Here is a 19,966-nt window from a genome sequence, read left to right as displayed (position 1 = left end):
CACGGTACGGATTCCCATTGAGGCCGCGACGGGTGACCCCGTAACGACGGCAATCCGCGGCATGCCTGGCACTTGGCACACACGCTTTGGCATTGCGACACGTCCTATCGAACCCCGACGATCGCGAGGCGCCATTGTCGCACAACGACAACCGCGGCTCGCGTGGATCCCAAAACTTTCTTACAGATCGATCGCCGTCTCCGTGCCTTGCTTGATGGCGCGCTTTGCGTCGAGTTCGGCCGCCACATCGGCCCCGCCGATGATATGCACCCTCGCGCCAGCCGCTCGCAATCCTTCCGCTAACGCCCGCAACGGCTCCTGTCCGGCGCACAAAACAACGTTATCAACGGATAGCACGTGAGGCGTGTCGTCGATGGTGACATGCAGCCCTTCGTCGTCGATACGCCGATAGGTCACACCGGGAATCATCTCGACGCCGCGATGTTTGAGCGACGTGCGATGAATCCATCCCGTGGTCTTGCCCAAGCCGTCGCCGACCTTCGATGTCTTGCGTTGCATCAGGTAGATTTTGCGCGGGGACGTCTGGGCCGCCGCGGGACACAGACCGCCCGGGTGGGCATACGACGGATCGATGCCCCACTCCGCGTAGAACTTCTCGGGCACCAGCGTGGCGCTCTCGCCGGACTGCGTGAGGAACTCGGCCACATCGAAGCCGATGCCGCCCGCGCCGATCACCGCAACGGACTTGCCGACCGTGGCACCGCCGCGTAGCACATCGATATAGCTGAGCACCTTCGGGTGATCGATGCCTTCGATGGCCGGGGTGCGCGGCACGACGCCGGTCGCGAGCACCACGTCGTCGTAGCCGCCACCCACGAGGGAGTCCACCGTGGCGCGCGTGTTCAAACGCACGTCGACACCGCTCGCTTCGAGTTCGTGACGGAAGTAGCGCAACGTCTCGAAGAACTCTTCTTTGCCCGGAATCCGTTTGGCCATATTGAACTGGCCGCCGATCTCGACGTCCGCTTCGATGAGCGTGACATCGTGCCCCCGCCGCGCGGCGACCGTGGCCGCGGCCAGCCCTGCGGGGCCTGCACCGACGACCGCGACACGGCGCTTGCGTCCCGCCGGCTCGATACGCAGTTCCGTCTCATGACAAGCGCGCGGGTTGACCAGACACGACGTGATCTTGCCGCTGAACGTGTGATCGAGACACGCCTGATTGCACCCGATACAGGTGTTGATGGCCTCGGCGCGATCGGCCGCCGCCTTGTTCACGAATTCGGGATCGGCCAGCAGCGGGCGCGCCATCGACACCATGTCGGCCTCGCCTTGCGCGAGAATCCGCTCGGCAACATCGGGCATGTTGATGCGGTTCGTCGTGATGAGCGGAATGCCCACATGCCCCTTGAGCTTGCCCGTGACCCACGCGAAGGCGGCGCGCGGCACGCTCGTGGCAATCGTCGGAATGCGGGCTTCGTGCCAGCCGATGCCGGTGTTGATCAGCGTCGCCCCGGCGGCTTCGATCGCGCGGGCGAGTTGCGCCACTTCGTCGAAGGTGGAACCGCCGTCGACCAGATCGAGCATCGACAGACGGTAGATGATGATGAACTCGCGCCCTACCCGTTCGCGCACGCGGCGCACGATTTCCACCGCAAAGCGCATGCGGTTTGCATAACTGCCGCCCCAGGCATCGGTGCGATGGTTGGTGCGTGCGGCGATGAATTCGTTGATCAGGTACCCCTCGGAGCCCATGATTTCGACGCCGTCGTAACCAGCGTGTTGCGCGAGGGCCGCACAGTTCACGAAGTCGTCGATGGTTGCCTCGACCTCGTCGCTCGTCAGTTCGCGCGGTTTGGCGGGCGTGATGGGCGCCTGCAATGCGCTGGGCGCGACCAGATCCGGATGGTAGGCATAGCGCCCGAAGTGCAGGATCTGCATGGCGATCTTGCCGCCGGCGGCGTGCACGGCCTGCGTCACCACGCGATGCTTGTCCGCTTCCTCCCCGGTGCTGAGCTTCGCGCCGCCAGCGTACGGGCGTCCGGCGTCGTTCGGCGCGATCCCACCCGTCACCATCAATGCCACACCGCCCCGGGCGCGCTCCGCGTAAAACTCGGCCATGCGGGCAAAGCCGTTGCGCGCTTCTTCCAGTCCGACGTGCATCGAGCCCATCAACACGCGGTTGCGCAAGGTCGTAAAGCCCAGATCCAGGGGCTGCATCAGGTGGGGATAGCCGCTCATCGTTGTCTCTCTCATCGTCCGGCGGGGAGGCCGTGGGTTTTGGGGGCGTTCAGGTTTTTCCGGCTATGCAACCGGTTGCATAGTTTGACGACGATTTTATTCGTGCCCGCGCGACTATGCAACGAGTTGCATAGTGCCTTTAGAGTGCCTAGACTAGCGGGCATGCCACTCGCCCACGCTCTGATGACCTCGCTCCTGGAGAAATCCTCCTCGGGATACGACCTTGCCCGCCGTTTCGACAAATCGATCGGATTCTTCTGGCACGCCACCCATCAACAGATCTACCGCGAACTGGCGCGCATGGAGACGACCGGATGGATCGACTCGATGGCCGCCCCCGACGGCGGACGCACGCGCAAGCGCGTCTATCGGGTGCTGGACGCGGGGCGCGACGAACTGCTCGCCTGGGCCGCCACGCCGACCGAGCCGTCCGAACTGCGCGACGATCTTATGGTCCGGCTGCGGGCCGACGCCGCCATCGGACCGCTCGGTCTTCGCCCCGAACTGCAACGCCGCGCCGCGCTCCACGCGCAGAGGCTCGCGGCTTACCAGGCCATTGAAACGCGCGACTTTCCGGCAGGCGAAACGCCCTCTCGCGAAGCCGCGCTGCAACGCCACATCCTTCGGCTGGGGGTGCGTTACGAAGAAGGCTGGCTCGAATGGACCCGCGAAGCCCTGACCCTGCTGGCGCAATGGGACGGTGTCGCGACTGGCGGCGATCAGGCTGCCTGATGCCATACGGCAGCGGTTACGATTCGTCCCATTTTCTTGTCAACGGACGAGGTGTCTGGCGCGTTTAACGTGAGAATCGACGTTACGCTTACCGGCCAACGTCACCGTTTTTCGCCCCACCTTAGGCATTCATGGTGTTTTCTTCCAAGCCCTTCAAGCTCTCCCGACTGGCCAGCCGTGCGCGCGCCGTCGCGAAACTCTCCCTGCTGGTTGCCAGCGCTCTCCCGCTGACCTTCTCGCCTGCGCATGCCGGCACGGTTATCGTGCTCGATTCGGGCGCGGCGCAGCTCTCCCTCATCGATCAGGCGTCACATAAGGTCGTTGGCACGATGCCCACGGGCAAAGAGCCGCATCACCTGATGATCACGCCCGACAAGCGCTCGCTGATCGTGGCCAATTCGGTCTCGAACAGCCTGATGTTCCTGGATCCGGCGACCGGCAAGTTCCAACGCCAGGTGGCCGATATCGACGATCCGTACCAGCTCGGCTTCTCGCCCGACCGTAAATGGTTCGTGACGGCGGCACTCCGCCTGGACCGCGTCGACGTTTATCGCTATGACGGCGAAAACGTGACGGTCGCCAAGCGCATTCCGCTGGCCAAGACCCCGAGCCACATGACCTTCTCGTCCGACAGCAAGACGGTGTTCGTCACGTTGCAGGACTCGGATGAGCTGGTCGCGATCGACCTCCCGACGCAGACCGTGAAATGGCGCATGCCGGTCGGCAAGACCCCGGCAGGCCTGTGGATGACGCCGGGCGACAAGTATCTGCTCGTCGGCATGACCGGTGAAGACGATGTCGCCGTGGTCGACTGGCGCACCCAGAAGGTCATCAAGCGCATTCAGACCGGCCGTGGCGCCCACAACTTCCGCTCGCTCTCCGACGGCCGTCACATCGCCGTGAGTAACCGGGTGGCAAGCACCATCAGCATTCTCGATTACGAGTCGCTCACCAAAGTGGCCGACATCACAGGCCTGATGCCGGGACCGGACGACATGGAATTGTCCGCCGATAAACGTTATCTTTGGGTAACCTTCCGGTTTGCACGCCACGTTGGCGTGATTGACCTGACGACGCGCAAACTGGTCGATACCATTGCCGTGAACCGGTCGCCGCACGGCATCTATTTTGCCGATCGTGCCCCCGTACTCTCGCCGAATCCGGACTGACAAGGCCGCCAGATGATTCAGGAAGCCATCAACTTCGTCGATAGCGGCATTTCCGCCGCGCAGACCCTCGTCTATGTGGACGTGGTACAGCCGCTGCTGTTCCACTTCAACCTGATGGGCTATGACGACGACATCTACGATGCCCTGTACTGGGTGCTCATCGGTGTGTTGCAGATCGGTCTGACGTACGTTCTGCTGCGTCCGCTCGAGGCGCTGCGCCCGATCGAGCAATGGCAGGATCGCAAGCAGGTGCGTGCGGACGTGATTTATACCTGGATCGCCAAGCTCGGCATTCTGAATCTGCTGTTCTTCGTGGTGTTGCAACCGGTCTTCAACGAGTTGCAGAGCCAGATGGTCATTCACGGCCTCCCCAGCATCGATCTCGACGGTTTGTACCCCGGCGTGACGGATCAGCCGATCGTGTCGTTCCTGCTCTATCTGACGGTGCTCGACTTCGCCGGCTACTGGTATCACCGCTGGCAGCATCGCTTCGGCGTGTGGTGGGAACTGCACGCGGTGCATCACAGCCAGCAGCAGATGTCGCTGTGGTCCGACGACCGAAATCACTTCCTCGACGACATCTTGCAGGCCGGGTTCTTCGCAGCCATCGCGCTCTTCATCGGGGTGCAACCCGCGCAATATGTGGTGCTGGTGGCCGTGGGCAACTTCCTGCAGAGCGTTCAGCACGTCAACGCCCGTCTGCCGTTCGGCCCGGTACTGGAGCGCCTGATCGTGAGCCCGACATTCCACCGCCGCCATCACGCGATCGGCTACGGACACGAAGGCACGCGCTACGGCTGCAACTTTGGCGTGCTTTTCCCGTGGTGGGACATGCTGTTCCGCACCGCCTCGTGGGAACGTACCGTCGAGCCCACCGGCATTCGCGACCAGCTTCCGGCACCGGCAGGCCGTTCGCGCCGCTACGGAATCGGCGTGATCGCACAACAGGTCCGCGCTTTCGGTCGTATTGCCAAGCGTCTCGTCCCGAGCCGCACGGACAGCCGCCAGGCAGTCTGAGCCGCCATGCCGGGTTTTCCCGGCATGCAAAGGCTTGCCGTCCCTTACCGTCAGGCCCCGCAGTAACACGATGTAACAGGGGAACGACCACCGTTCCCCTGCCCGCCAAGCCCCCGCAAGTCCCCCATCCGTCTCGCTCATTCCCTTGCCCCAACAGGCATTGACGGGGATATGCTGTCCTAAGCGACATGCTTGCGCCTACCGGCCGCAGGTAACACGCCGTAACCTCAGGCTCCGGTTCGCCCCGCCAAAACCGGCATCCCCATCGCTAGACTGCTAAACGTAGCCTCCCGGGCCGTTCCGGGGGACTTCCCGGCACCTTTGCCGGGGGGAGAGACAGAGATGGAAAACACGTCGAACACTACGGCGGCACCCCAGCAACCCAAACCGCCCAAGCGGCGTCGCACGTTACTTTGGATCGGGCTCGTGGTCCTCGTGCTGGTCGCATGGGTCGCATGGCATCTGATGCATCGCCCCGCCGCCCGGCGCGGCGCGCAAGCACAAATCGTGTCCGTCGCACAGGTCGCATACGGCGACATGCCGGTCACGATCACGTCGCTCGGCACCGTTACCCCCGAAGCCACCGTGACGGTGCTGCCGCAATTGAGCGGCTACCTCACGCAGGTCGGCTATCAGGAGGGGCAAGACGTCAAACAGGGGCAGTTCCTCGCCCAGATCGATCCGCGTCAGTACGAGATCAGCAAGGAGCAGGCCGAGGCCCAGCTCGCCAAGGATCGCGCCGCGCTGGCGCAGGCCAAGGCCGATCTCGCGCGCTATACCCAACTCCATGAGCAGAAGTCGATTGCCGAGCAGACGTTCGCCGACCAGCAATTCACCGTCGCACAGGACCAGGCGGCGGTGCAGGCCGATCTGGCCAATATCAAGCAGTTCGAACTCGACCTCACGTACTGCCGCATCACCGCCCCCGTCGCGGGACGCGTCGGCCTGCGCCTCGTGGACCCCGGCAACTACGTCACCGCGACGAGTAGCACCGGCATTGCGGTCATTACCAGCATCAAGCCCACGACCGTCGAATTCACCGTCGCGCAGAACGCACTGCCCGATGTCATGAAGCGATATCGCACCGGCGACCCGCTGGTGGTCACGGCCTACTCCAGCGATAACAAGCAGCAACTGGCCACCGGCACGCTCTACGCCGTGAGCAATCAGATGGCGACGGCCACCGGCACGGTGACCCTGCGCGCGCGCTTCGCCAACGACGACGAAGTGCTTTTCCCGCAGGAATTCGTGAACGTGAAGCTGCTCGTCGACACGCTCCAACACGCGATCGTGGTGCCCACACCCGCGGTGCAGAGCGGCGCGCCCGGCGACTTCGTCTACGTCGCCACGCCGCAGAACACGGCCTCGCTGCGCAAAGTCACGATCGGTCCGAGCGACGGCAAACACACCGTCATCACGGCGGGCCTCAAGGTCGGCGAAACGGTCGTGACCGACGGCATGGATCGTCTGAGCGACGGCGCGCATATCGCCCTGCCCAGTGCGGCGAGCAGTGCCACTGCCGCAGGCACGGGCGAAACGCACAGTGGGCGGCACGGCGGACATCGCGCGGCGAGCGCACCGACGGCGTCCGGTGCCTCTGGCGCTTCCGGAGCCGCCGCCCAATGACGCGCCCCCTGCGGTCTGAAACCCTGTCGACGGGCGAGCGCTCATGAATTTCTCGCGAATCTTCATCCTGCGTCCGGTGGCGACCTGGCTGCTGATGATTGCGCTCGTGCTCGTCGGCCTCGTGGCCGTGCGTGTGCTGCCGGTGTCGTCGTTGCCGAGCGTCGACTACCCGACCATTCAGGTACAGACGTTCTATCCGGGTGCGAGCCCGTCGGTGATGGCGACCACCGTCACCGCGCCGCTGGAAGTGCAACTCGGGCAGATTCCGGGCTTGCAGCAGATGATCTCGTACAGCGCGGAAGGCTCGTCCATCGTCACGCTGCAATTCGATCTGGCGCTCAATCTCGACGTCGCCCAGCAAAACGTGCAACAGGCGATCAACGCGGCGAACAGCTTGCTGCCGAGCGGGCTGCCCGCCCCGCCGACGTACGCCAAGGTCAATCCCGCCGACCAGCCGATCATGACGCTGGCGGTCACGTCGTCGTCGCTCTCCCTCACCCAGTTGCAGGACGCCGCCAACAACCGGCTCGCCGCCAAGATCTCGCAGGTGGCGGGGGTTGGCGTGGTGACGCTTGCGGGCGGCAATGTGCCGGCGGTGCGTGTCGAGGCCGATCCGCAGAAGCTCGCGGCCTACGGCCTGAATCTGGACGACCTGCGCACGCTGCTCGCCAACGTGAACGTGAGCCAGCCGAAGGGCAACTTCGACGGGCCCGAACTCGATTACACCCTCGACGCCAACGACCAGATCACCGATCCCCAAGACTATCTGGACACCGTGATCGCCTATCAGAACGGCAATCCGGTGTATCTGCGCGACGTCGCCCACGTGACGAAGGCCGCGCAGGATGTCGAGCGCGGCGCGTGGTTGAACAAGACGCCGGCCATCGTGCTGAACGTGCAACGCCAGCCCGGTGCAAACGTCATCGCCACGGTCGATCAGATCAAACGCGCGCTGCCGCAGCTCGAAGCGACCCTGCCCGCCGGCATGAAGGTCAGCGTGGTGTCCGACACCACCGGCGAGATCCGCGCCTCGGTGAGCGACGCCTCGTTCGAACTCGTGCTCGCCGTGGTGCTCGTGGTCGCTGTCATCTTCGTCTTCCTGCGCAACGTACCCGCCACCATCATCCCGAGCATCTCCGTGCCGGTCTCGCTGATCGCCACGCTCGCCGTGATGTACGAGTTGGGCTACTCGATCGACAACCTCTCGCTCATGGCGCTCATTATCGCCACGGGCTTCGTGGTGGACGACTCCATTGTCATGATCGAGAACGTGGTGCGCTATCTCGAAGCGGGCATGCCACCGCTCGAAGCGGCACTCGCAGGGGCCGGGCAGATTGGCTTCACGATCATGTCGCTCACGATCTCGCTGATCGCCGTGCTCATTCCCCTGCTCTTCATGGGCGGCGTGATCGGACGCCTGTTCGGGGAGTTCGCCGTCACGCTCGCCGTCACGATCGTGATATCGGCCATCGTCTCGCTCACGGTGGTGCCGATGCTGTGCGCCCGTATCCTCCGGGCGCAGGAAGCACGGCATCCGAGCCGGTTCGAGCGCTTCAGCGAACGCCTTTTCGACAAGACGCTCGCCGCATACGAGCGTGGCCTGAAGTGGGTGCTGGACCACCAGTTCCTCACCCTGATGGTGGCCGTGGCGACGGTGGTGCTGACCATCGTGCTGTACGTGGTGATTCCGAAAGGCCTCTTCCCGGTGCAGGACGTAGGGGTGCTGCAAGGCATTACGGTGGCGGACAACTCCGTGTCGTACTCGGCGATGGTCCAACGTCAGGCCGCGCTGGCAGATGTCGTGCTGCAAGACCCCGACGTCACGTCGATCACCTCTTATGTCGGCATCGACGGCATCAACACCACGCTCAACAACGGCCGGTTCCTCATCAATCTCAAGGCGCGCGACGACCGCTCGGAGACCGCCCTCGAGATCGGCCGTCGCATCCAGCAAGCCACGGCGAAAGTGCCCGGCATCAAACTCTACGTGCAGCCCGCGCAGGATCTGACGCTCGACACCACCGTCTCGCCGAACCAGTACAAGTTCGTGCTTCGCGGCCCCGATCAGGCGACGCTCGCGCAGTACGTGCCGCCGCTGATCGCGCGCATGAAGCAGATTTCGTCGATTACCGACGTGGCGAGCGATCTGGACACCAGCGGCCTGTCGATTCAGGTGCAAGTGAACCGCCAACTCGCCGCGCGCTACGGCATCACGCCGGCGACCATCGACAACGCGCTGTACGACGCCCTCGGTCAGCGCATCGTGTCGACGATCTTCGAGCAATCGGCCCAGTACCGTGTCATTTTGGTGGCGAAGCCCGAATCGCTGAACACGATCCAGTCGCTCGGCACGATCTACCTGCCGAGCCAGACGAGCGCGAGCGGTCAGGTGCCGCTCTCCGCCATTGCCACGCTCAAGGTCGTGAGCACGCCGCTGGCGATCAGCCATTTGCAGCAGTTCCCGGCCGTCACGGTGTCGTTCAACCTCGCGCCGGACGCCTCGCTGTCCAGCGCCGTGAAGGAAATCCGCAACGCCGAGCAAGCGGTGCACCTGCCGCCCTCGATCGCGTCGTCGTTCCAGGGGGCGGCGCAGGCCTTCGAGGACTCGCTCTCCAGCGAGGTCTACCTGCTCGTGGCCGCACTGGTCGCCGTCTATATCGTGCTGGGCGTGCTCTACGAGAGCTTCATCCACCCCGTCACCATTCTCTCGACGCTCCCCTCGGCGGGCATCGGCGCGTTGCTGGCGCTGATGATGACGGGCAGCGATCTCGACGTGATCGGCATCATCGGCATCGTGCTGCTCATCGGTATCGTCAAGAAGAACGCCATCATGATGGTCGACTTCGCGCTGGACGCCGAGCGCTCGCAGCACAAGCCCCCGCGCGAGGCGATCTTCGAGGCGTCGCTGCTGCGCTTCCGGCCAATTCTGATGACGACGCTCGCGGCCATGCTCGGCGCCCTGCCAATGTTGCTCGGCTCGGGCACGGGGTCCGAATTGCGGCGTCCGCTGGGGCTGGCGATCATTGGCGGGCTAACGCTGAGCCAACTGCTCACGCTGTTCACGACCCCGGTCATCTATCTCTATTTCGACCGGCTCGCCGAGCGCGTGCGCGATTATCGCGCGGCACGACGTGAGCGCCGGGCCAAAGGCCGGGGCGAACCGCCGCCGGGAGACGCGCCGTGAACCTCTCGGCCCTCTTCATCAGGCGGCCCGTTGCGACCACCCTGCTGGCCATCGCGGTGCTGATTTCGGGCCTGCTCGCCTATATGCGGCTGCCCGTCGCACCGTTGCCCAACGTCTCGTTCCCGGTGATCGCGGTGCAAGCCAGCATGGCGGGGGCCAGCCCGGAGATCATGGCCGCAACGGTCGCCGAGCCGCTCGAGCGCCGTCTCGGCGTGATTGCCGACGTCACCGAATTGACCTCGACCAGCACAGTCGGCTCGGTATCGATCCCGGTGGTGTTCGGCCTCAATCGTGACATCGAGGGGGCGGCGCGCGACGTCGAAGCCGCCATTCAGGCCGCCCGTGCCGATCTGCCGAGCACCCTGCGCAGCAACCCGAGCTACCGCAAGTTCAACCCGGCCGATACGCCGGTGATGGTGATTGCGCTGACCTCAGCCACGCTCACCACCGCGCAACTCTACGATTCGGCCGATTCGATCATTCTCCAGCAACTCTCGCAGGTCGACGGCGTCGGGCAGATCACGGTGGGCGGCGGCGCCCTGCCGTCGGTGCGCGTCGAACTGGAGCCCGGCAAGCTCAATAGCTACGGCATCGGGCTGGAAGACGTGCGCGCCGCCATCTCCGCGGCCAACGCCAACAGCGCCAAGGGCCATCTGGATCAGGGCGATCAACGCTTCGAGGTCACTTCCAACGATCAGATCGGCAAAGCCGACGGCTACAAGGATCTGATCGTTGCCTACCGTAACGGCGCCCCCGTGCTGCTGCACGATGTGGCGCTGGTGCGCGACAGCAACGAGAACATCCGCAATGCCGGGTTGTTCAACAACAAACCCGCCGTGCTGGTTATCGTCTACCCCTCGCCGGGCAGCAATGTGGTCAAGACGGTGACGCAGATCCGCAAGATTCTGCCGCTCGTCGAGGCAACGCTGCCGCACGACATCAAGGTCAATGTAGCGCTGGACCGCTCCGTGTCGGTCGAAGCCTCGCTGAGCGATACCGAGCGCACGCTGGTGCTCGCGGTGCTGCTGGTCATCGGCGTCGTGTTCGTGTTCCTGCGCTCGGCGAACTCCACCCTGATCCCGGCCGTGGTGCTGCCGCTCTCGATCATCGGCACCTTCGGGCCGATGTACCTGCTCGGCTACAGTCTCGACAATCTCTCGCTGATGGCGCTGACCATCGGCACCGGCTTCGTGGTGGACGATGCGGTGGTCGTCATGGAAAACATCGTGCGCCATCTGGAGCTCGGCGTGCCGCCCAGGGAGGCGGCCTTGCAGGGGGCGGGCGAAGTTGGCTTCACCGTGCTGTCGATGAGCCTGTCGCTCATTGCCGTTTTCCTGCCGATTCTCCTCATGCCGGGCATCGTCGGGTTGCTGTTCCACGAGTTCGCCGTCACGCTCTCGATTGCCATCCTGATTTCGATGGTGATCTCGCTCACGGTCACGCCCACGCTGTGCGCCTACGTGCTCACGCGCGAGTCGGCGACCTCCGAGGCGCGCTGGTCGCAATGGGTCGGCCGTCAGTTCGATCGGTTCCGCGACGCCTACTCGCGCTCGCTCACATCCGTGCTCGATCACGCGGGGCTCGTCGGCCTGGTCATGCTGGCCCTGCTTCTCGGCAATATCTTCCTGTTCCGGCTCCTGCCGGCGACCTTCTTTCCGGAGCAGGACACGGGTATCCTGATCGGTCAGATCATGGCGGACCAAAGTATCTCGTTCCCGGCCATGCGTCAGAAGCTGGAGCAGTTGCAGACCATCGTCCAGACCGATCCGGCCGTGGCATCCGTCGCAGGCTTTACCGGCGGACGCTCGCTCAACTCGGCCACCGTCTTCGTCCAGCTCAAGCCGCTTGCGCAGCGCCATCTGTCGGCCGACGCGGTCGTGAACCGGTTGCGCCCCAAGCTCAATGCGGTGGCGGGCGCGCGGCTCTTCCTTCAGGCGCAACAGGACTTGCGCATTGGCGGACGTCAATCGGCCGCCGAATACCAGTACACGCTGACCAGCGACGACGCGCAGGCGCTCTACAAATGGGTGCCGAAGCTCGTCACGGAACTGGGCAAGCATCGCCAGAGCGTGCTCGACGTGAATACCGATCTCCAGCAGAACGGCTTGCAGATGTATGTGGACATGCATCGCTCGACGGCAGCCCGGTTCAATCTGCAACCGAACCAGATCGACAACGTGCTGTACGACGCCTTCGGCCAGCGCACCGTCTCCACCATCTACAACCCGCTCAATCAGTATTTCGTCGTCATGGAAGTCGCGCCGCAATACTGGCAGTACCCGAACTCGCTCGACCAGATCTATCTGAGCACGGCGGCGGGCAACGCGAGCGGCACGGGGCAGACGCAGATGTCGAGCAAGACCGTGAGCGGCACGAGCGTGAAGACGGTAGCGTCCGGCACCAATGCGCTCAACGCCGACGCTGTGGCCAATCAGCAGAACAATGCCATTTCCAACAGCCGGGGCGGCAATTCAAGCGGGAGTGCGGACAGCACGGCGTCGGAAACGATGGTGCCGCTCACGGCACTGGCGAGTTTCTCGGCACGGCACACGGCCACGCAGGTCAATCACCAGGGCGGCATGGTCGCGGCCACGATCTCGTTCAATCTGCCGGCGGGCGGCTCGCTGAGTCAGGCCCAGACCACCATCGACGAGGCCTCCCAGGCCATCGGCATGCCCGCATCGATTCACGGCGCGTTCGCCGGGGCGGCACAGGCCTTCTCGCAGTCGATGGGCACCGTGCCGCTGCTGATTCTTGCGGCGCTGGGCGTCGTGTACATCGTGCTGGGCGTACTCTACGAGAACACGATCCACCCGCTCACGATTCTTTCTACGCTGCCGTCGGCGGGCATTGGCGCCACGCTCGCCCTGCTCATCTTCGGCACGCCGTTCTCCGTCATTGCGCTGATCGGGATGATCCTGCTCATCGGCATCGTCAAGAAGAACGGGATCATGATGGTCGACGTCGCCATTCACTTGCAGCGCAATCAGAACATGCCCGCCAAGCAGGCGATCCATGAAGCGGCAGTGGTTCGTCTGCGCCCGATCATGATGACAACGTTCGCCGCCGTGCTCGGTGCCGTGCCGCTGGCCATCGCTCTGGGCCAGGGCGCGTCGCTGCGCCAGCCGCTGGGGGTGACGGTCATGGGGGGCCTGCTGCTGAGTCAGGTTTTCACGCTCTATACGACGCCCGTCATTTACTTGTATCTGGACCGCCTGCGTGCCCGGCTCGCCCGCTGGTCCACCCGTCTGCCCTGGCATCGCGACCCCGGCACGGAGGTTTGATCATGACACTGCTCATCAAGACATTCCGGACATCGCCGCCGCGAGCACCGCTGCGCGCCCCCTCTCCCATGACCAAGCTCACGCTCGCCTGTGCCGTCAGTCTCGCTCTGCTCGGCGGATGCGCCGTCGGCCCCGACTACCAGCGCCCGGCTGTCGATATGCCGACGCACTTCACCGAACTCGACGGCTGGACGCAGGCGCGCCCCGATGCCGAAGGCCCCAAGGGAGAATGGTGGAAGGCATTCCACGACCCGTTGCTCGACGAGTTGGAGCCTCAGGTGCAAGTCTCGAACCAGACCGTGCGCCAAAACTACGCCAACTACCAGCAGGCGCTGGCCGAAGTTCGTCAGGCGCGCGCGGGCTTGTTCCCGACCCTCGGCGTCGATGGCTCGGCGAGCCGCTCGCGGGCCGGCAGCGGTGGCGCGAACAGTGCTGCGGCGTTTACGGCCGGCAACGGGGCGAACGTCGGGAGTTCGGCCTCGGTCGAGGGAACGGCCAGTTGGGCGCCCGACATCTGGGGGCAGGTGCGGCGCTCCATCGAGCAAAGCAGCGACACCGCGCAGGCCAGTCAGGCAACGCTCGCAAACGCGACGCTGTCAGAGCAGATCGCCCTGGCCAATGCCGTGATCGACCTGCGCATCACCGATGCCAACATCGATCTCCTCACACAGACGGTCAATGCCTATACGGAATATCTGCGCGTGGTCGGCGACCAGGATCGGGCCGGGACCGTACCGCCCTCCGACGTCATTACCGCTCGCACGCAATTGGAGAACGCTCGCGCCAGTCTGATCGCGCTGGGCGTTTCTCGCGCGCAGTACGCGCATGCGATCGCCGTACTCGTCGGACGCAATCCGGAATCGCTGACGATCGCGCACAGCGCAGCGCTGCCCGCATTGCCCGACGTGCCGATCGGTCTGCCGTCGACGTTGCTTCAGCGACGCCCGGACATCGCCGTGGCCGAGCGGCAGATGGCGGCCCAGAACGCCGCCATCGGCGTAGCGGTCGCTGCGTATTATCCGAACATCACGCTATCGCTCTCGGACGGCTTCTCGGCCGCGCCCGTGGCCGGTCTGTTCAAGATCGCCAATTACGTCTGGTCGCTCGGCGCGAGCGCGACGGAAACGATTTTCGACGGCGGCGCACGCAGCGCCAAGGTCGACGCCGCGCGCGCGGCGTACGATGCGGCCGTGGCGAATTACCGCGGCACGGTACTTACTGCGTTGCAGGGCGTGGAGAACGATTTGGCGTCGCTGCGCATTCTCGAACAACAGGCGCAGACGCTGGAAGCGGCCGTGCGCGACTCGACCGACGGTGCCCGCATCGCCATGAACGAGTACCAGGCGGGCACCGTGGACTACACCACGGTCGTCACGGCGCAGACAACGCAACTCAGTACGCAGCAGAACGCACTGAACGTCCAGGAATCGCGGCTGCTCGCCGCCACGTCGCTCATCAGCGATCTCGGGGGCGGCTGGTCGGACGTCACTCTCTCGGAGAACGACAGCGTAGGAAGTGCAACGAGCGCAGCCTCCGGCAAGACGGCGACTGACAGCGCGCCCGGCGGCACGACGCCTGCCTCGCCGGCCGCCACGACAAGCCAGTCCCCCGCCATGTGAGGCAAACCTCCCGGCATACGCCATCTCTTCTTTGAATAAAAGTTGTCGTTTGCAACTTTTTGGTTGTAATCTACAACCATTCTCAAGAGGAGTGACTTGCCGTGACCGACGATCCGTCTCTGGTCGAAGCCATTCGCGCCGTATCTCGACAGATGGTGCGTGAGCTTGGCTTCATGGGCGGCGACTTCGCGGGTACGCCGCTGTCGCCCTCGGTGGTTCACGCGCTGATCGAAATCGAAAAGGGGGGAATGACGGCGCGTGAGCTCGGCCTGCAGTTGCGCCTGGAGAAGTCCAGCGTGAGCCGCATGCTGCGCAAGCTGATCGACTCGGGCGACGTGAGCGAGACGCCGGGCGAGAGCGACGCCCGAGTGAAGCGTCTATCGCTCACCACCGCCGGCGAGCGCCGGGTGTCGGCCATTCATGCGTTCGCCCGCACGCAGGTCATCGACGCCCTCGCCCGCCTGAAGCCCGGCGAGGATCGCACGGTGCTCAACGGGTTGCGTCTCTATACCAATGCATTGGGCGGTCCGGCAGCCCCTCCTTGCGAGGCGCAGCCAATCGAGATCGTTGCGGGCTATCAGACCGGACTCATCGCGCGCGTCACGGACATGCACGCGCGCTACTACGCTCGGGCGTCCGGATTCGGTCAGCGCTTCGAATCCGTCGTGGCCGGGGGGCTTGCCGAGTTCTGCGACCGGCTGGCCCATCCGCGCAACACCATCTGGACGGCCCGGCAAGGTGAGCGGATCGTCGGCTCGATCGCCATCGACGGCGAGGATCTAAGCGCAGACGGCACCGATATCGCCCATCTCCGCTGGTTCATCGTCGACGACGAACTGCGAGGCGGCGGCGCAGGCAAGCGGCTGCTCGACACCGCGCTGGCGTTCGTCGACGCACAAGGCTTCGCACAGACACATCTCTGGACCTTTTCGGGCCTGCACGCGGCCAGACGTCTCTATGAGGCGCGCGGCTTCACGCTGGCCGAGGAACGCCCCGGTGACCAATGGGGCAAGAAAGTGCTTGAACAACGCTTCGTGAGACCACGACCATGAACCCCACCCCCTCGCTGACCGAACTCGCCGGACCGGCCCCGTTGTCCCCCCCTGCCGGACGCCTCAAGGACCGGGTCTGCTTCGTCACGGGCGCGACGAGCGGCATCGGCCGGGCGACAGCGCTGCGCATGGCCGCCGAAGGCGCGCGTGCCGTAGTCGTGACCGGGCGACGGCAGGATCGCGGGCAGGCGCTGGCCAACGACATCGAACTTCGGGCATCGCCGATATGCGCAGCGTAGCCGCCGGCCTGCCCTTGCGCCGCATGGGCCATCCCGAGGAAGTCGCAGAAGCGGTCGTCTGGCTGCTATCGGCGGCGTCCGGCTATGTCGTCGGGCATGTGCTGGTGGCGGATGGCGGGTTTCTCGCAGGATGAGAACCGCGACGAGCGCGCGCTCCCTCACCGCCGCACGCCTGCCCTGTCATCACTTCTGACCGGCTGCTTTCGGCGGCGCACAGCAATGGTGAAGGTCGATCGATTTGCCGCGGCACGCGCGCAGCCATGGCGTCGATTTGCACACCCGCGTCTCCTCAAGCCGCGCACCACGCCATCAACCCGTGACTTCAGAGGTTCTCCCCCTACCGCCATTCATGCAAAATACGTTCGGCGCCGCGCCAGCGAACGCGCGCGAGTGGCTCGACGTCGCGGGTGCCGGTCTGCTGGTATTCTTCGGCGCTGAACTGGAAAAATGGGCGGCGCGCCGCGCGGGCCGGACCGAGCGCTTGGCAGTGCAATAGACCGGTCGCCTGCGGGCGGCCGGTGTCGTTGTGCCGTCGTGTCATTGCGTCATTGTGTGACGGCCGCCCCGGATCGAACTCTGCGAAACATGGTGCAACTGCAATCCCATGCTGGCGACGCGCTCGCCAGCCACTACATCGCCTGGCACGTCTACGTGCTGCACGCGCTCCTCGCCTTGCTCGTGCTCGGCGCCAGCGCCTGGGGGGCCATGGCCCTCGCCTATCGCTGCCCGGGGCCGGCGGGCGTCCGCTACCTGGTCGTCGCGCTGTGGGTGCTGCTCGGGGCGGCGGCCATCGTTGCGCTGCTGCGCGTGCGCGCAGGCGCCTCGCTCAGCGGCTGGCCGCTAGGATTTCTGATCGCGATGGTCCTGCTCGTGGGCTGGTGGCAAACGATCAAGCCGTCCAACGACCGGGCCTGGGCGGCGGACGTCGCTCAGTTGCTCGCCCCGGAGATCGACGGCTCGCGCGTCACGCTGCGCAACGTGCGCAACTTCGAATGGCGCACCGAGACCGACTTCACTCCGCGCTGGGAGACCCGTGAATACGACCTCGACAAACTCGTGAGCGCCGATCTCGTCCTGTCCTACTGGATGGGACCGGCCATCGCGCACACGCTGGTGTCGTTCGGCTTCTCGGACGGCAAGCGCGTAGTGTTCTCCATCGAGATTCGCAAGAAGCAGGGACAGAAGTTTTCGGCCGTTGGCGGCTTCTTCAAGGACTTCGAAGCCACGCTGGTCGCCGCCGACGAGCGCGATATCCTGCGCGTTCGCAGCAATGTACGCGGCGAGACGACCTACCTCTATCGCCTGAACATTCCCCCCAAACAACTGCGTGAGGTGTTCCTCGGCTACCTCGAACGCGCTCGCGAGCTGCACAGCGAACCCGCCTGGTACAACACGGTCACGAGCAATTGCACGACCATCGTCTTCGAGATCGCGCGCATCATCGCGCCGGGGCTGCCCCTCGACTATCGTCTGCTGCTCTCCGGCTATTTCGCCGAATACGCCTACGATCAGGGCGGACTGACGCCCGGCTTCACCTACGCGCAGTTGTACGAGCGCGGCAATTTCGTGGCGCGCGCGCTGGCCGCAGGCGACTCGCCAGCGTTCTCGACACTGATCCGCCAGGGCGTACCGGGCGACGATCCGAAGGTCACGCCATGACGTCGCCTTCCACGATACGCACGATGCACCGGCTGCGACGCACAGGCTTGCTGGTCGCCGTCACAGCGTTGGCGGCCCTGTCGGGCTGCGCGATGGTGGAGGTGCGCTCGCTCGGCCCGGAGCAGTACATCGCCATGAAGCGCGGCGACATTCTGTCTACGGGCAAGCTCAGCGCCTCGACCGAGGAAACGATCCGCGTGGCGGGTCTTGATGAAACGACTTGCGCCAAACCGTCGCTGGACTGTATCGACGCGCTCGGCCGCGCCAGGGAAATCGACGTCGACCGGCGTCTGGCCGCCATGGCCGAGATGTCGATGCAGCTCGCCATCGCGCAAACGCCCACCGGCGAGAGGCAATGGAACGACGCGCAGTTCGATCTGTGGCTGCGTTCCGCGCGCTACGCATACGCCTACCTGTTCTACAGCAACCGGCCATCGAGCGAACGGGCCTTCGAAGACCGGCAGACACAGGTCCGGGACTATTACAACTACGCGGTTCAGAACTTCTCTGTCGCCCTGTTCCGGCGCACACAGCAAACCGGCAGCAACAAGATCGCCGGGTGGACACTGCCCGTTGACGCCAGCAGCGTGCGTTTCGCCAACAACCGCACGCAGCCGCGCGAAGTGCTGCCGGCCTCCACGCTGTCGTTCGCCGGGCTGCGCAGTCCTTATCGACGTGACGGTTTCGGTGCAGAGCTGGTCGCCGTGCTCGACGAAAAATCGGCTGCCGACGCCCTGTCCGCCGTCAGCCGCAGCCCCGCCCCTCGTGGCGATGCGGCGTCCAGCCCGGAGCCCGGTAACGACGAGGCCGCAGCGGACGCCGGGCGCAGCGGTTCCGCGAGCGCCCGCAGCGCGCGCGAGAGTCGCGCCTCGCGCGACTTCCATCGCGCCACAGACCCCAACGCGGGGCCGGTGTTCAGCGAAATGCCCTCGCCGTCGCTCACCCTGTTGTTACGTTTCGATGGCACCTCGCTCGAAGAGGTGCTGACAACGCACATCGCCACGCTGGTCGTCTACGACCCGTACCGTCAGACATCGGTCGAGATCAACGGCCAGTCCGTGCCGCTGGCCGCCAACTTCACCGCCGGTTACGGTTTGTGGCTCGCGCGCTCCGGCTTTGCCGAGCAATCGCTGCGCTCGCTGTTCGGACGCGACCGAGGCATCGTGCGCCCCCACATCTACCTGATGCAGCCGTTCGATCCGGGCCGCCGCGTCATTCTGATGTTGCACGGGCTGGCCAGCAGTCCGGAGGCGTGGGTGAACCTCGCCAACGAGATTCAGGGCGACGCGACGCTGCGCGAGCATTTTCAGGTCTGGCAGGTGTATTACCCGACGAATGCGCCGATTCTCGTGAACGCGATGGCGATTCGCAAGGCCTTCGAAACGACGCTTCGGCATTTCGATCCGGACGGATTGTCGGCCGCGTCGCACGACGCGGTCATCATCGGCCACAGCATGGGCGGTGTGATCGCCCGGCTGATGGTCTCGAGTGCCGACGACGAGCTATGGTCCGCCTTCCAGAACGACTATCACCTCGATGCGGGTCAGATCGACCGGGCCCGCGACCGGTTCGATCCGCTGTTCCACTTCAAGCCGGTGCCGCAGTTCGAGCGGGCGATCTTTATTGCCGCGCCGCATCGGGGCACATCGTTTGCGAACAATCGGCTGGGGCGCTGGGTCTCCAACCTCATCCGGCTGCCCGTCACGTTGCTCTCGGGCATCGACGACGTGCTGCACTACGCCACCGGCACCGACGACGATCCCTCCGAGGGCAAGACGCGCTACGTCCCCAATAGCGTGGATCAACTGCGCGACAACGATCCTTATGTGGTCGCGGCTGCCGGATTGAAGATCTCGCCGACCGTCCAATATCACTCGATCATCGCGCGCCGCAGCGCCACGGGACCGCTGGAGGAGACGAGCGACGGCGTGGTGTCCTATAAGAGCGCCCACCTTGAGGGGGCGCAGTCCGAGCGCGTGATCGTCTCCGGCCATAGCGTGCAGGAGACACCGCAGGCGATTCTGGAGATCCGCCGAATCCTGCACGAGGATGTCGACGAGCTCGATCCGACCAAACTTCCGGGGCGTCTGGGTCCGTATCAGCCTATCGTTCCGCCGCCGCTCGCGCCCGTGCCGGGCCAGCCTGCTCAGCCTGTTCCGCCCGGACGCCCGACGTCTCGCTGA

14 protein-coding genes are annotated in these 19,966 nt (G+C 64.9%); 13 read left to right on the top strand and 1 reads right to left on the bottom strand.

Annotated elements, in window-relative coordinates; all coding sequences use genetic code 11:
* Window positions 1–180 precede the first annotated feature (180 nt).
* A complete protein-coding gene (locus ACIPHM_RS00710; RefSeq protein ID WP_400323332.1) occupies window positions 181–2,202 on the bottom strand; it encodes an NADPH-dependent 2,4-dienoyl-CoA reductase in 2,022 nt (673 codons plus the stop codon).
* A 162-nt stretch (window positions 2,203–2,364) separates the two neighbouring features.
* On the opposite strand from ACIPHM_RS00710, the gene ACIPHM_RS00705 reads away from it, so the two are divergent.
* The 13 genes from ACIPHM_RS00705 to ACIPHM_RS00645 all read left to right on the top strand — a co-directional run bounded on the left by ACIPHM_RS00705 (window position 2,365) and on the right by ACIPHM_RS00645 (window position 19,966).
* Window positions 2,365–2,934 carry a PadR family transcriptional regulator gene (locus tag ACIPHM_RS00705; protein ID WP_400323329.1) on the top strand — a complete coding sequence of 190 codons (570 nt, stop codon included), beginning with the start codon at window positions 2,365–2,367 and terminating at the stop codon, window positions 2,932–2,934.
* Window positions 2,935–3,065: 131 nt separating this feature from the next.
* Window positions 3,066–4,103 carry a beta-propeller fold lactonase family protein gene (locus ACIPHM_RS00700; RefSeq protein WP_400323326.1) on the top strand — a complete coding sequence of 346 codons (1,038 nt, stop codon included), beginning with the start codon at window positions 3,066–3,068 and terminating at the stop codon, window positions 4,101–4,103.
* A 12-nt stretch (window positions 4,104–4,115) separates the two neighbouring features.
* The gene (locus ACIPHM_RS00695) at window positions 4,116–5,120 is read left to right on the top strand and encodes a sterol desaturase family protein (RefSeq protein ID WP_400323323.1); all 1,005 of its coding nucleotides are present in this window, start codon (window positions 4,116–4,118) and stop codon (window positions 5,118–5,120) included.
* A gap of 342 nt (window positions 5,121–5,462) precedes the next feature.
* Window positions 5,463–6,746 carry an efflux RND transporter periplasmic adaptor subunit gene (locus tag ACIPHM_RS00690; protein WP_400323320.1) on the top strand — a complete coding sequence of 428 codons (1,284 nt, stop codon included), beginning with the start codon at window positions 5,463–5,465 and terminating at the stop codon, window positions 6,744–6,746.
* A 43-nt stretch (window positions 6,747–6,789) separates the two neighbouring features.
* A complete protein-coding gene (locus tag ACIPHM_RS00685) occupies window positions 6,790–9,930 on the top strand; it encodes an efflux RND transporter permease subunit (RefSeq protein ID WP_400323317.1) in 3,141 nt (1,046 codons plus the stop codon).
* Entirely contained in the window at window positions 9,927–13,214 is a 3,288-nt protein-coding gene (locus tag ACIPHM_RS00680) for an efflux RND transporter permease subunit (RefSeq protein ID WP_400323314.1), read from the top strand. Before ACIPHM_RS00685 ends, ACIPHM_RS00680 begins: the two co-directional genes overlap by 4 nt.
* Window positions 13,215–13,216: 2 nt before the next feature.
* Entirely contained in the window at window positions 13,217–14,833 is a 1,617-nt protein-coding gene (locus tag ACIPHM_RS00675) for an efflux transporter outer membrane subunit (protein ID WP_400323311.1), read from the top strand.
* Window positions 14,834–14,985: 152 nt separating this feature from the next.
* Window positions 14,986–15,885, top strand: a complete 900-nt coding sequence (locus tag ACIPHM_RS00670; RefSeq protein ID WP_400324280.1) for a GNAT family N-acetyltransferase — start codon at window positions 14,986–14,988, stop codon at window positions 15,883–15,885.
* Window positions 15,882–16,124, top strand: a complete 243-nt coding sequence (locus tag ACIPHM_RS00665) for an SDR family NAD(P)-dependent oxidoreductase (RefSeq protein WP_400323309.1) — start codon at window positions 15,882–15,884, stop codon at window positions 16,122–16,124. Before ACIPHM_RS00670 ends, ACIPHM_RS00665 begins: the two co-directional genes overlap by 4 nt.
* Entirely contained in the window at window positions 16,112–16,258 is a 147-nt protein-coding gene (locus ACIPHM_RS00660) for an SDR family oxidoreductase (protein WP_400323306.1), read from the top strand. Before ACIPHM_RS00665 ends, ACIPHM_RS00660 begins: the two co-directional genes overlap by 13 nt.
* Before the next feature lie 215 nt (window positions 16,259–16,473).
* Window positions 16,474–16,620, top strand: coding sequence for a hypothetical protein (locus ACIPHM_RS00655; RefSeq protein ID WP_400323304.1), 147 nt, complete (start codon window positions 16,474–16,476; stop codon window positions 16,618–16,620).
* A 209-nt stretch (window positions 16,621–16,829) separates the two neighbouring features.
* Window positions 16,830–17,783: a DUF4105 domain-containing protein gene (locus tag ACIPHM_RS00650; RefSeq protein ID WP_400324278.1), complete on the top strand. Its 954-nt coding sequence runs from the start codon at window positions 16,830–16,832 to the stop codon at window positions 17,781–17,783.
* On the top strand, window positions 17,780–19,966 hold the full coding sequence (locus ACIPHM_RS00645; RefSeq protein ID WP_400323301.1) for an esterase/lipase family protein: 2,187 nt from the start codon (window positions 17,780–17,782) through the stop codon (window positions 19,964–19,966). The genes ACIPHM_RS00650 and ACIPHM_RS00645 overlap by 4 nt, the downstream gene beginning before the upstream one ends.

The organism is Pandoraea sp. NPDC087047 (genome assembly GCF_044745225.1).
Taxonomy (GTDB): domain Bacteria; phylum Pseudomonadota; class Gammaproteobacteria; order Burkholderiales; family Burkholderiaceae; genus Pandoraea.
Note: the sequence above shows the minus strand (reverse complement) of the source record. Positions and strands in the feature narration are given on the sequence as shown.